Here is a 13,566-nt window from a genome sequence, read left to right on the forward strand (position 1 = left end):
GTAGTAAAGTAGGGGGACAGCAGCATGAGCAAAAAATATGCAATAGGTGTAGATATCGGAACAACGAGTACAAAGTCTGTATTGTTTTCAGTAGACGGTACAGTCATTGCAAATCATGGGATTGAGTATCCATTATACTCGCCGACGCCCGCGATGGCTGAGCAAGATCCTGAAGAAATTTTCCAAGCAGTTGTACGTACAATTCAAACGGTTGTAAAAACGAGCGATGTAAAACCTGAGGATATTTTATGCGTTTCATTCAGCTCAGCTATGCACAGTGTTATTGCCGTTGATCAGCAGGGAAAACCGCTGACAAAATGTATCACGTGGGCGGATAATAGAAGTGCAGAATGGACGGAAAAAATTAAAAATGAATACAATGGTCATGAGATTTATTTGCGTACGGGTACGCCTATTCATCCGATGTCGCCGCTTTCCAAGCTAACATGGCTTTCTAATGAACAGCCTGAATTAGTGAAGGGAACACATAAGTTTATTTCGATTAAAGAATATGTATTCTTCAAGTTGTTTAACGAATATGTTATCGACTATTCGATTGCATCAGCAACAGGTTTGTTTAATCTGAAAAATCTTGCGTGGGATGAAGAAGCACTTAAAGTAGCAGGTGTTACAACCGATCAGTTATCCACTCCTGTTTCAACAATGCATCAGTTAAAAGGGTTAAACCCAGCGCTTGCAGTTGACATGCACTTACTTCCAGATACGCCCTTTATTGTAGGTGCAAGTGACGGTGTATTATCAAATTTAGGCGTAAATGCAATTGAACCAGGCGTTGTTGCTGTGACAATCGGGACAAGCGGAGCTATTCGAGCAGTGACTGACAAGCCAGTAGTTGATCCCAAAGGTCGTATTTTCTGTTATGCGTTGACAGAAGACCACTGGGTAATTGGCGGCCCCGTAAATAACGGAGGTATGATTTTCAGATGGGCTCGCGATCAGTTTGGAGCGTCGGAAGTAGAAACAGCTAAACGTCTTGGAAAAGATCCGTATGAAGTATTAACGGATATTGCGGCTTTAGTGAAACCGGGAGCAGACGGCTTATTGTTTCACCCATACCTTTCAGGAGAGCGTGCGCCGCTTTGGGATGCAAATGCTAAAGGTTCATTCTTTGGCCTAGGTTTGCATCATAAAAAAGAACATATGATTCGTGCTGTATTAGAAGGCGTTATTTTTAACTTGTATACGGTATTATTGGCACTTGAAGAGTTAATTGGAGAGCCTACAAAAATTCAGGCAACAGGCGGATTTGCACGTTCCGCACTTTGGCGTCAAATGATGGCAGATATTTTTAACCAAGAAGTATCCGTGCCGGAAAGTTTTGAAAGTTCATGTCTAGGAGCAGTTATTCTTGGCTTATATAGCCTTGGCGAAGTTGACTCATTAAACGTTGTTTCTGATATGGTTGGAGCGACTAATCATCATTATCCAATCAAAGAAAACAGTGAAGTATATAAAGAGTTAACGGCTATCTATATTCGTTTGGCTCGCTTATTTAAAGAAGAATACGAAAGCATTACGGCTTTTCAAAAAAAATACGTACATTAATATCCAAAATCATCAATATCCAAAATCATCGCTTGAAGCTTTCAAGGGATGATTTTTTGTGTGTTAGGTTATCTAACAATCAAAAGAGTTGACACTACACAATATATAAAAGTTCCCTCAAATAATGTTACAATTTGTCCAGTGTATCCCCGTTTCGCATTAAATATAATAAGGGATAACGTTAGTATTTATCACATACTAGAAGGAATCGTCACAAACGCCTTTATATTTCAGAAAATTCAAACAAAATTTGTTTTTTGGAATGAACTTATTTTATGAAAAGGGGTTTTATGGATGAAAACACAAATTGAGCAAGATGGAATTGTGACGCTCACGGATGAGACGCACAACCAGCTGAGCGGCAGTGACCTTTGGAATGAGGATTTACGTCCGACTACGATGAAAGAGCATTCTTGGAAAGGCGTTAACTTTGCCACGCTTTGGATTGGGATGTGTCTGTGTATTCCAGCTTACACGATGGCGAGCGGAATGATGACGCTTGGAATGAACTGGTGGCAAGCAATTGGTACAATCTTTTTAGGCAATGTAATTGTTCTTATTCCTATTTTGCTTAATTCTCACGCTGGAACCAAGTTTGGCATTCCTTATCCAGTATTTGCCCGCCTGTGGTTTGGAGATAAAGGAGCACATATCCCAGCACTGGCTAGGGCCATTGTGGCTGCTGGGTGGTTTGGAATTAATACATGGATTGGAACGGAAGCAATTGATACACTCCTAAGCGCTTCGTTTTCGTCTTGGAATGGTTTAGCTGGTCATACAGCCATTGTATTTGCTCTTTTTTGGCTTTTAAACGTAGGAGTGGCATATAAAGGACCGCAAGCGATTAAAGTATTAGGAGCGATTGCTGCTCCGGTTATTGGTATTTCAGCTATTATTCTTTTTATATGGGCTTATACAAACTCGGGAGGGTGGGGGCCCATTTTATCTACGCCTTCTAAATTTACATCAACTGGAGAATTTCTAGCCGTATTTTTCCCAGCTTTAACGGGAGTTATTGCATTTTGGGCGACGCTCGCTTTGAACATTCCGGATTTCTGTCGATATGCTAGAAGTCAGAAATCTCAAATGGTTGCGCAAACCTTCTCTTTGCCGTTGACGATGAGTATTTTTTCATTTATTGGAATTGCTGTTACCTCAGCAACAATCGTTATATTTGGAGAAGCTATTTGGGATCCAGTGGCGTTAGTAGCTAAATTCCCTCCGTTCATCATTTTCTTAGGAACAATCGTTATCGTGCTTTCTTCTTTAACGATTAATGTGGGAGCAAATATTGTTGCGCCAGCCCGTGCAATTGAGAATCTGAATCCAAAGAAAATCACGTTTGCGATGGGGGCGCTAGTGACCGGTATTTTTGCTATTTTACTTCAGCCATGGTACATCATGTCTAATTTCGGGAACTATATTTTCGGCTGGCTTGGAACATACGGAGCGCTGCTTGGCCCTATAGACGGCATCGCCATTGCTGACTACTGGCTTGTAAGAAGGAGACAGATGGCATTAAAGGATTTATATGAGGTAAACGGTCGCTACAGTTATTCAACAGGTTTTAATAAAAACGGTATTTATGCATTAGTAATTGGCGTGGCCATACCTGTTTTAGGCTTACTGATTCCTGGACTGCGCTTTTTATGGGATAATGCTTGGACATTTGGTCTATTCATTTCTATCATCGCTTACACGTATCTCATGAGAGGGGATAAAAGTGTATTAGCGCCGGGAGAATATGAAGAAATAACGTTTAAAACAAGCGAAAAACCGATTATCGACAGTCAAACGGCTGATTCAACCATCCCTAAATAAATAAGATGAATCCAATCATTAACACGATTGGATTTTTTTGTGTGTTAAAACTGTATGGAAGAAAATTGATAAAATTTTTTTGAGTTTTTTTATTGATTTAAGAATTTTTTTTTCATATAATTTAAGTAATAAAAAAATGAAATCGTTTTCTAAATTAATTTATGTAAACGATTTCGATAGTTGGAACTTATTTTCTAAAAAATTCACAGGTGTAGAGCTTTTTTGCTACATAGAGAAAGCGTTTACTTAAAGGGAAGGTGGAAAGCAAGATGGATGCATACTTATTAGCTATTACAGTTGGCGCAATTGTTATTGTTATTGTAGGTGTTTCAGTTTTTAAATGGCATGCGTTTATTAGTTTGACGGTTGCGAGTTTGTTTTTGGCAATTGCTTCTGGGTTATCAATGGATAAAATTGTTGGCGCTTACGAAACGGGAGTGGGCGGTGTTTTAGGCCACTTAGTAGGAATTTTAGCGCTGGGAACAATTTTAGGTAAGCTGATGGCCGATTCAGGTGCCGGCATGCAGGTAGCGGATTATTTCGTAAGAATATTCGGTGTGAAAAGACTGCCATGGGCGATGCTAGTAGCAGGTTTCATTATTGGTATTCCTGTTTTCTTTGAAGTAGGAATTTTAATTCTACTGCCTTTAGTTATTTCCATTCATAAAACAACAAAACAAAATATATTATTGATTGCTCTGCCGGTTATTGCAGGATTATCAATTGTTCACGGTCTCGTTCCTCCCCATCCAGGAGCGATGGCAGCGATTAGTATTTACGGAGCAAATACGGGGAAAGTGCTTTTATATGCATTAATGATTTCAATTCCAGCTGCAGTTATCGCTGGACCAGTTTTTGCAAAATGGGTTCACAAACGAGTGATTCCAGAAGGAGAACCTGATCTAATTCGTATTACGACAACATCAAAAGATCTTCCTGGTACAGGCGTTTCATTCTTTGTCATTTTACTGCCCGTGCTATTAATGGTCTTAGCAGCTATAGCACCTGTTATTAATGGATTGCCAAGCGGTGTAGTGAAGTTTGTAGAATTAATAGGAAGCCCCTTAATTGCACTTTTAATTGCTTGTTTTGCAGCGTTTTACCTGCTTGGAAAACGTCAAGGCATGACCAAAGATGTGATTAAAAAGTTAACGGAAGAATGTTTGCTTCCTGTAGGATCCATTGTCTTAATTATTGGCGCAGGCGGTGGTTTCAAACAAGTATTAATCGATAGCGGAGTAGGTACAACGATTGGTCAAATGTCTGAACATCTATCTCTATCGCCACTTGTACTTGCATTTTTAATTGCTGGATTAATTCGTATTGCTACAGGTTCAGCAACAGTTGCATTAACAACAGCGGCTGGTATTGTCTCACCAATCATTGAGCATATGTCCGGTGTTAACTTAGAACTGCTTGTTATCGTTACGGGTGCGGGTTCACTAATGTTCTCTCACGTTAATGATGCTGGCTTCTGGATGGTGAAGGAGTATTTAGGATTAACAGTAAAAGAAACGTTCAAAACCTGGACCGTTCTGGAAACGCTTCTATCCTTTATTGCTTTTGCAGGAGCACTTATTCTAAATGCATTAATTTAAAAATAAGACTCTTTTACTCTATGTAAAAGAGTCTTATTTTTTTATGAAAGAAAAGAATTTACAAGAAAAGTAATCAAAATATTTCATTTATTCGTTAAATTATGGCAAAATAGAAATAGAAGAATAATAGCTTCTAAGAAGGGAATGACAGAGAGTGAGTAATCAACTAGTATTTTTCACAAACTTTTCAGAAGGAAAATTAGATTCAGACGTTTCTTGGTATTGTCCACCAGCTCAATTTCAAATTGATACAGACACGAATCGATTAGTGATTAAAACAGACGCTAAAACGGATTTTTGGCAGCGTACTCATTATGGCTTTGAAGCGGACAATGGACACTTTCTTTACCGTGAAGTAGAAGGCGACTTTGAAATCATGACAAAGGTGCATACATATCCAGTTAATCGCTACGATCAAGCAGGTCTCATGATTCGTGTATCAAAAGATACGTGGATCAAAACGTCAGTTGAATACAATCCCGATGGTCCTAACCAATTAGGAGCAGTCGTAACCAACCAAGGCTTCTCAGATTGGTCCAGTCAAAATTTTACTCAAAACAAATCAGCGCTTTATTTTAAAATTCAGCGCAAAAACGATGATTACACCGTTTGTTATTCAAGTGATGGAGATTCTTGGACTCAGCTCCGACTCGCTCACTTATTGAACTCAACCAAAGAACCTGTTCAAGTTGGTATTTATGCTTGTAGTCCTCAAGGAGAAGGATATGAAGCCCAATTTGATTTTATAAAAGTAGAAAAAATGTAAATAAAAACCACGATTTAGCCACAGCTAAATCGTGTTTTTTATTTAGAAAGCGCATTATCTAAAGGCTGTGTGGCAGAAGCGGATGTCGGTTGATTGGGTAAAGCAATTTTTTGCTTGAAGTAGCTGATGACAAAACCTGTAATCGCAATGGATATAACAGAGAAAATTCCTTTTGAAAGTCCAATTGAATACATGCTTGACAGCACGACAAGGAAATCAAATGAAAAATTCACTTTTCCAGGATCCCAGCCGAATTTTCGCTGCGCGAATAGCGCTAGAATATTAGCACCGCCGAGAGAAGCTCCGTTCATAAATAAAATGGATAAGCCAAGGCCGGCAATTAGTCCGCCCGTAACAGCACCCATCAGGCTAGGAAGTGTAAAAGAAGGAAGCAAGTGATCGAGTGAAGTGAGAAGCGATAGCAAAGACACTGATCCTATAGTTGTGGCGGTAAATTTCCATCCCATTTGAAAGAAGGAAAAGAGATAAAAAGGAATATTAATGAGAAAAAAGATCACCGCAAACGATAAGGGAAGGGCATATGACAAGCTAAGAGACAGACCAGCTGTTCCCCCCGTCACTACGTGAGAGTGCCGCAAGATAAGAACACCAATACTTGCAATCGTACATCCAAGAATAATCCATAAAACTTTTTTCATAAATAAACCCCTTTGTTTGTTTTTTCGGAATTTTCATTTTCAATCATCTACTTTAATGATAGGATATTAAATAAAGAAAACACATGTATAAATGAAGGAAATAATACTTGTTCTATTATCAACTTGAATAAAGATTTTATTTATTATATTCATTTTGAAAGGAAAGGTTTGTATGGATCAAATCGATGCACAACTATTGTCTATTTTGCAAAGGGACGGACGTATGACGATTAGCGATTTATCAAAAAAGCTGGCTCTTAGCCGTCCAAGCGTATCAGAAAGACTTCAGCGTCTTCAGGAACGAGGAGTGATCCAGCGTTTCAGCGCTACGGTGTCTCCGAAAGCTTTAGGAAGAGATACACAGCTGTTTATTCAAGTAAGCGAATTAAAAAGAAAACCGGAGGAATTTGAAGGCTTTATTGAGCAAAATGAAGACGTGCTTGAATGTCATCGAGTAACTGGGCCGGTTTCTTACTTTATCAAAGCAGCCGTGTCTGGAATGGATGGACTTAGAATGCTAGTGGATGAACTGATTCCTTATGGAAATGTGAATACCTCAATTATTTTAAAGTCGCCTGTAGAAAACAGGATGATTACTCCTGTACAAAAACCGGCCCCATAAGAGGCCGGTTTTTCGTGTAAGGAGATATTAATAAAATCCTTTAATAATATAAAAATGATTTTGTAAAATATCAGGTATTTCTTCTTCTGAAACGTTCCTTTTCGTCTTTTTTCCGCCATCTGTTACAGTTAGCGTTTCACCAGAGAGGGTAATGCGCCCTGTAGGGGTTGCGATAGTAACAAGACGTTTGTGTACAAACGGAGAATCGGCTGACGTTTGATTGAACTCACACATGGGAGTAAAGTCAGTCAGTTTCTTAGGAAGCGTAGACACACGGTACAGCGTTTTCCATACATCATCTTCCCATCGCTGCAAATCATACATATGCTCAGCAACGTTTGTCATACGATAAGAGCCGCTTACATCTCTTACTACTTCGCCATTTAGAGGCATTGGTTTGCGCACAGAATCTCCAAATCCAACGTCTACGATGTAAGACTGATTTTCAACCGTCACAAGGTTTGTAGCGTGACTTCCTTCAATGGTCCACGTGCCGTCGGGTTTTTTGACGGTAGCTGAAACGTAAGAGACTTCATATCCGCTTTCTTTTAACAGCCAGCCAAATAGACCATTTAATTCGTAGCAAAATCCTCCACGCAAATTTACAATTACTTTTTGAAAAATTCGTTCTAAATCAATTATAATAGGGGTTTGAGACAGAACATCTAAGTTCTCAAAAGGAACATGAAGCATGTGTTTGTTCTGTAAAGCAGCTAAGCTTTCATACGTTGGGCTATCTGGTTTCTTAGCTAAAAACCGACTAAAATAATAATTAATATTCATCAAATGCACCTCTTAGTAAATCATTTCTCTCTGTCTTTAGCAGAATGTTCATGGAACAGCGCTTTTTCGATTGTCTCTTTGGAAGCGAATCCTTGAAGTACACGGCTGCCAATTTTTAAAGTTGGTACTTTCGTTACATGAGCATCTTCATATGCATGAACTAAGCTATCTTTATGAACTTGTTCGAACGTCCGGTCTTTTAAGATACGTGTAAATATTTCTTTATCTAAATGCAAAGAATCAGCGATTTCTGCTAAGACTTCAATCTGATTAATATCTTTTTCCTCTTCCCAATAAGCTTTAAAAACAGCATCTATATAGGCACTTTCTTGACCATGTTTTTTAGCAAAATGAAAGCCTTCATGTGCTAAACGAGTGCGCGGGACTGGAGACAAAGCCGGCATCTTCATTTCTACGTGCATCTGCTGTGCTAAAGGTACTATGAATTGGTCCCAAGATTTCTCTAAAGAATCTTCTATTTGCTCCATCTGCTGGGTTGGCTCAGGACAAAGTTCAAAAGGTTTCCATTCAATCTCAGCTTTTTGTTCTTTAATGACTTCTCTTAAAGGCTTAGTGGCTAGAAAACATAGTGGACAGACAAAATCAAAATAAAATTCAATATGCGCTTTCATCCCGTCACGCTCCTTTATGGCATGTTTTTATTTTATCAAAAGTAAAGACAATTCTTCCAACTTGGGAACTATGGAAAAATAGTTGACAAAATTGGATAACTCTTTCTATAATATAGTCAATACATATCACGAGCGATTAGTTCAGTGGGAGAATACATCCTTGACAGGGATGGGGTCGGGGGTTCGAATCCCTCATCGCTCATACCAAAGCCGTTTTCTTATTAATAAGAGAGCGGCTTTTCTCTTTCTTTCGTCGGCGTACAAAATGAAAAGAAAAAAATATGTTGAAAATCGTAATCATTACGTTTAAACTAAATAAAACGATGATTTGTGGTAAAGATGAAGGGTGGAGTGACCATGAATGAAAAGATGATGGAGATTTTTGCAAGAGATATTATTGCTTCTCTTCCTAGTAATAAACGAATGTTATATCAATTCATTGAAGGAGTCGAAGATCGTTTAGCACAGCAGGCCGAAACAAAAGCGCAGTTTTTGACACTTCTCAAAGAACACTCTCCTCATCACCAAGCAGCTAATCGATTTGGAATGACCATTTACGAAACTGTTGCTTTCATGCACGAAATTGAAGATGAAATCAGTGAAAAGTTAGAAAGGAAATTAGATAGATACAAGTGGATAGATTACACGTGTTATGCTACATATCCAAAACAAACCATTCATAGTGCCCGCTATTATCTTATTATTTCTTAGATAGTTTACTGACTTTTCATATTGCAGGTATATGAACTGAAAGTAAGTTTGACTTTCAAAATCAGTGTATATCCAAAAGCCACTGATGTGATTTTAAATCTTGAGCGCGTATAGAAGAATTAAAGTATAATGAAACATAGTGCATCAGGTCATGATAAAGATAATCACTAATTTAAAATAAATGAGGGTACAAAATGAATCAAAGAAGTTTTAGTCAATATGGTCTTAGCGATAAGATAGCTAAGGCACTTTCTAGCCTGCAATACAATCATCCTACGGAAGTACAAAGCAAGGTTCTTCCCATCGCGCTAGAAGAAAGAGATGTGGTCGTGAAATCTCAAACAGGGAGTGGAAAAACGGCTTCCTTTGGTATTCCACTGTGTGAATTAGTTAACTGGGAAGAAAATAAACCCCAGGCGTTAGTGTTAACACCTACACGAGAGCTGGCTGCACAGGTAAAAGAAGACATTACCAATATCGGCCGTTTTAAGCGAATTAAAGCAGCTGCTGTCTACGGAAAATCACCATTTGCTAAGCAAAAAGTAGAGTTAAAGCAAAAAACACATATTGTTGTAGGTACGCCTGGACGAGTGCTTGATCATATAGAAAAAGAAACGCTTGCATTAGAGAAAATTCGTTATTTGGTTATCGATGAAGCCGATGAAATGCTGAATATGGGTTTTATTGACCAAGTAGAAGCAATTATTCAACGTCTTCCTAGTGAGCGTGTAACGATGCTTTTCTCCGCTACGCTTCCTGAAGATATTGAAGAGCTGTCTCGCAAATATATGAAGAAGCCGGTTGATGTTGAAATCAAAGCGAACGGATTAACAACAAGTACGATTGACCATTCTGTTATAACAGTAGAAAATGAACGTAAATTTGCACTGCTGAAAGACGTAACCACAGTAGAAAACCCAGACAGCTGCATCATTTTTTGCCGCACACAAGAGCAGGTAAATACGCTGTTAGATGATTTAGATGATCTTGGGTATCCTTGTGATAAAATTCACGGGGCAATGGTGCAAGAAGACCGTTTTGAGGTTATGAATGATTTCAAAAAAGGTAAATTCCGCTATTTAGTGGCGACAGATGTAGCTGCGAGAGGAATTGATATTGATAATATCACACACGTTATTAACTACGATCTTCCGTTAGAAAAAGAAAGCTACGTTCACCGGACAGGAAGAACGGGACGTGCCGGTAAAAAAGGGAAGGCTATCACATTTGTAACGCCTTATGAAGAGAGAATGCTATCGGAAATTGAAGAATATATCGGCTTTTCAATTCCAACATCTACTCCTCCTTCTAAAGAAGAAGTGCAACAGGCAGCATCCGCTTTTACTGAAAAAATTAATGAGCGTCCAGAAGTTAAAAAAGATAAAAGCGAGTCATTAAATAAAGACATTATGAAGCTGTATTTTAACGGAGGAAAGAAAAAGAAAATTCGAGCGGTCGATTTTGTAGGAACAATTGCGAAATTAGACGGAGTAACCGCGGACGATATTGGAATTATTACAATTCAAGAAAACGTCTCTTATGTGGAGATTCTGAATGGAAAAGGTACCAAAGTGTTACAAGCAATGAAGAACAAGACAATTAAAGGAAAGAAATTAAAAGTTCATAAAGCAATTAAATAGCAGAAGGAAGTCCATCTTTTAAAGATGGGCTTTACTTATACAGCCAATAAAGGAGTTGAGAGTATGAAGTACATAAAAGAAGCGTGTGTAGAAGGGTATGAGCAGGCAAAAAAAGCGGAAAAGCTAGGAGCAGACCGCATTGAATTATGTGACAATCTCAGTCAAGGAGGCACTACGCCAAGTTACGGCACCATTCAATATGCAAGCGAACATCTTGATACAGATATTAACGTGATTATTCGTCCAAGAAGCGGTGATTTTGTATATTCCGAAGCAGAATTTCAAATTATGAAAAAAGACGTTAAAGCATGTAAAGACCTTAGAGTAAACGGAGTAGTATTTGGCATTTTAACAGAAGAAGCTGAAATCGATTACGGACGCACTAAAGAGTTAATAGCAGAAGCTCATCCTTTAAGCGTTACGTTTCATATGGCATTTGATGAGATTAAAGATAAATACAAAGCCATCGATATACTTAGTGAATTGGGAGCAGACCGTATTTTGACAAAAGGAGGGAAAGGATCTTCTTTGCAAAATCTGCATATGATCCGAGAATTGATCACATATGCTAATGACCGTATTATTATTTTGCCCGGCGGAGGAATTCATGAAGGCAACGCAGAGAGGGTTATGAAAGAAACAAAAGCAGCTGAATTACACGGAACAAAAATTGTAGGAGATTTATCTCGTTAAATAAAAAGAGGCTGGGACAAAAGCATTTTAGTCCAAGTGAAAAACGAACCATTAATCAATATGTTTGATTCGTGGTTCGTTTTTTTGATGGTGAATATAGTTTCATCTGTTTCGTTCCTTCTAGCAGGTGATTGGAGGGCAAGGCGAAGACTCCTGCGGGCTCAGCGGCCGCCCGCGGAAAGCGAAGCCTTGCACGGAAATCAACTGCGGTGTAATAAGCAGTCAAGCTCATCTATCTTATTTGTTCATCTTTAGGTTGGATTCATTTAGTTATGTCTCAACCTCTTTTATTTTGATGTATTTCCTTTTGCTGCTAAGCCGCTCGTCATTTTGGTACGTTGAAAGAAAAAAGAACCTACGACGAGTACAGCAATTAAAAGAGTTAAGAAGAACTGAGAACGTAATGAATCAATAAATGCCATGGCAATAAAAATACTAGTGATGGCAAGGATTGTAGCGTAAGTTAAGTAAGGAAATAACCACATTTTAATTTTTAATGCTTCGGGATTTTCTTTTTCATATTTTTTTCTCATTTTAATCTGTGAAAATGCAATAACAAGATATACAAGAAGCGCTACGCCGCCTGATGCATTCACTAAAAACAAAAAGATTTTGTCCGGTGAAATGTAGTTAAAGATAACGCTAATGTACGAGATAACTGTACATGCTAATATCGCGCTAACCGGCACGCCTTTTTTATTTAATTTTGAAAAACTTTTTGGCGCATCGCCGTTTTGAGACATGGAAAACAGCATGCGAGAACTTGTATACAGACCAGAATTCAGACAGGAAAGAACGGCTGTTAAAATAATAAAGTTCATAATTTGAGCTGCGGCCGGTACATTCACTAATTCAAGAATAGATACAAATGGGCTTTTCATTAGGCTTGACGAATTCCACGGAAGAACCGTTACTAAAATAAAAATAGAGCCTAAATAGAAAAACAAAATGCGATAAATAACGGTATTGGTCGCGATGGTAATGGCTTTTTCAGGCTGAGACGATTCACCTGCTGCGGTTGCGACAATTTCTGTTCCCATAAAGGAGAACATGACAAGGGCAATTCCTAAAAATATAGAGCTAATTCCATTCGGTAAAAAGCCGCCTTTGTGCAAAAGGTTGGAAGTGCCGGGAGAATCAATTCCTGGAATGAATCCACAAATAATAGCTATACCTAAAAGTAAAAAAAGAACGATACTGACCACTTTAATGAGGGAAAACCAATATTCAAATTCTCCGAAAGATTTAACAGAGTACAGATTGGTCATTGTTAATAAAAAAGTAAGAGCCAGGCTTACTCCCCAAGACGGCAAAGACGGGAACCAGTATTGAATAATATTTGCACCTGCAATGGCTTCAACAGCAATAACGATAACCCAGAAAAACCAATAGAGCCAGCCAATCGTGTAGCCGGCCCAAGGGCCTAATGCCTCTTTTGCATAAGTGGAAAAAGAACCGCTGGAAGGATTTGCAGTAGACATTTCGCCAAGCATTCGCATGACTAAAATAACGAGCAAACCAGCAAATGCGTACGAAAAAATAGATCCGGGTCCAGCGGTGTTAATAAGTGATCCGCTTCCGATAAACAATCCTGCCCCGATAATTCCTCCAAGAGAAATCATGGTGATGTGCCTAATCTTTAACTCTTTTTTTAACTGTGGCTGTGGATGGCTGTTCATTTGTGACCTCCTATATAACCTGAATTTTTAGTTAATATAAAGAATTATAGTATGTTATAAGGGGCAAGGACAGGATATTGTTAGAAGTTCTTTCATGTAAAAAACCGGATATGAATGGTTGCATTCATACCGGGCTTACTCTGACACAGACATTCATTATGCGTATAAAGTACCTGATTAGTGTCTCTTTTCTTTATTATGATAAGCAATGCAGATGGACTTCTTATGGAGGTTAGCTGAAAATTAGCTGAATATCATTATATGTTATTTAAAAGAGGTATGCATCTAAGTAAAGGGTGATGCGGAATGATTTTCAAACTCTCTGCAAAGCTCTAAATGCGGGTTTTCCTTTCTGAAAACGGGTATATATAGTAGTAAGAAGTTTATTCTTTTGTT

The 13,566-nt window shown here is 38.4% G+C and carries 12 protein-coding genes and 1 tRNA gene; 9 read left to right on the forward strand and 4 right to left on the reverse strand.

Annotated elements, in window-relative coordinates; all coding sequences use genetic code 11:
- Positions 1-24 precede the first annotated feature (24 nt).
- From gntK to Q5794_RS04030, 4 genes are all read left to right on the forward strand, one after another.
- Positions 25-1,566 (forward strand): gluconokinase, encoded by a 1,542-nt coding sequence (gntK, locus tag Q5794_RS04015; RefSeq protein ID WP_057239435.1) that lies wholly within the window; start codon positions 25-27, stop codon positions 1,564-1,566.
- A 294-nt stretch (positions 1,567-1,860) separates the two neighbouring features.
- Complete coding sequence (locus Q5794_RS04020; RefSeq protein ID WP_374988700.1) at positions 1,861-3,387, forward strand: NCS1 family nucleobase:cation symporter-1; 1,527 nt, start codon at positions 1,861-1,863, stop codon at positions 3,385-3,387.
- 269 nt (positions 3,388-3,656) lie between these two features.
- Positions 3,657-4,985: a gluconate:H+ symporter gene (locus tag Q5794_RS04025; RefSeq protein ID WP_214984761.1), complete on the forward strand. Its 1,329-nt coding sequence runs from the start codon at positions 3,657-3,659 to the stop codon at positions 4,983-4,985.
- 154 nt (positions 4,986-5,139) lie between these two features.
- Entirely contained in the window at positions 5,140-5,751 is a 612-nt protein-coding gene (locus Q5794_RS04030) for a DUF1349 domain-containing protein (RefSeq protein ID WP_192996617.1), read from the forward strand.
- A 38-nt stretch (positions 5,752-5,789) separates the two neighbouring features.
- On the opposite strand, the gene Q5794_RS04035 is transcribed toward Q5794_RS04030, so the two are convergent.
- Positions 5,790-6,410, reverse strand: coding sequence for a YitT family protein (locus Q5794_RS04035; RefSeq protein ID WP_214984764.1), 621 nt, complete (start codon positions 6,408-6,410; stop codon positions 5,790-5,792).
- A gap of 172 nt (positions 6,411-6,582) precedes the next feature.
- Between Q5794_RS04035 and Q5794_RS04040 the strand changes: the two genes are divergently transcribed.
- Complete coding sequence (locus tag Q5794_RS04040; protein WP_192996618.1) at positions 6,583-7,032, forward strand: Lrp/AsnC family transcriptional regulator; 450 nt, start codon at positions 6,583-6,585, stop codon at positions 7,030-7,032.
- Between the two features lie 27 nt (positions 7,033-7,059).
- Here Q5794_RS04040 and Q5794_RS04045 read toward each other — a convergent pair whose 3' ends face one another.
- Both Q5794_RS04045 and Q5794_RS04050 read right to left on the reverse strand, forming a co-directional pair.
- Positions 7,060-7,815 (reverse strand): arylamine N-acetyltransferase, encoded by a 756-nt coding sequence (locus tag Q5794_RS04045; protein WP_214984770.1) that lies wholly within the window; start codon positions 7,813-7,815, stop codon positions 7,060-7,062.
- 20 nt (positions 7,816-7,835) lie between these two features.
- Positions 7,836-8,447 (reverse strand): DsbA family protein, encoded by a 612-nt coding sequence (locus tag Q5794_RS04050; protein ID WP_374988701.1) that lies wholly within the window; start codon positions 8,445-8,447, stop codon positions 7,836-7,838.
- A gap of 130 nt (positions 8,448-8,577) precedes the next feature.
- On the opposite strand from Q5794_RS04050, the gene Q5794_RS04055 reads away from it, so the two are divergent.
- The 4 genes from Q5794_RS04055 (at position 8,578) to Q5794_RS04070 (ending at position 11,491) form a co-directional block, all read left to right on the forward strand.
- A tRNA-Val gene (locus tag Q5794_RS04055) sits at positions 8,578-8,649 on the forward strand.
- Between the two features lie 155 nt (positions 8,650-8,804).
- Positions 8,805-9,158 (forward strand): hypothetical protein, encoded by a 354-nt coding sequence (locus Q5794_RS04060; RefSeq protein ID WP_374988702.1) that lies wholly within the window; start codon positions 8,805-8,807, stop codon positions 9,156-9,158.
- A 194-nt stretch (positions 9,159-9,352) separates the two neighbouring features.
- Positions 9,353-10,798: a DEAD/DEAH box helicase gene (locus Q5794_RS04065; RefSeq protein WP_374988703.1), complete on the forward strand. Its 1,446-nt coding sequence runs from the start codon at positions 9,353-9,355 to the stop codon at positions 10,796-10,798.
- 63 nt (positions 10,799-10,861) lie between these two features.
- Complete coding sequence (locus tag Q5794_RS04070; protein WP_374988704.1) at positions 10,862-11,491, forward strand: copper homeostasis protein CutC; 630 nt, start codon at positions 10,862-10,864, stop codon at positions 11,489-11,491.
- A gap of 287 nt (positions 11,492-11,778) precedes the next feature.
- Here Q5794_RS04070 and Q5794_RS04075 read toward each other — a convergent pair whose 3' ends face one another.
- Entirely contained in the window at positions 11,779-13,170 is a 1,392-nt protein-coding gene (locus Q5794_RS04075; protein ID WP_057241368.1) for an amino acid permease, read from the reverse strand.
- Positions 13,171-13,566 lie beyond the last annotated feature (396 nt).

It is taken from the genome of Priestia megaterium (genome assembly GCF_041941685.1).
GTDB classification, from domain to species: Bacteria; Bacillota; Bacilli; order Bacillales; family Bacillaceae_H; genus Priestia; species Priestia megaterium_C.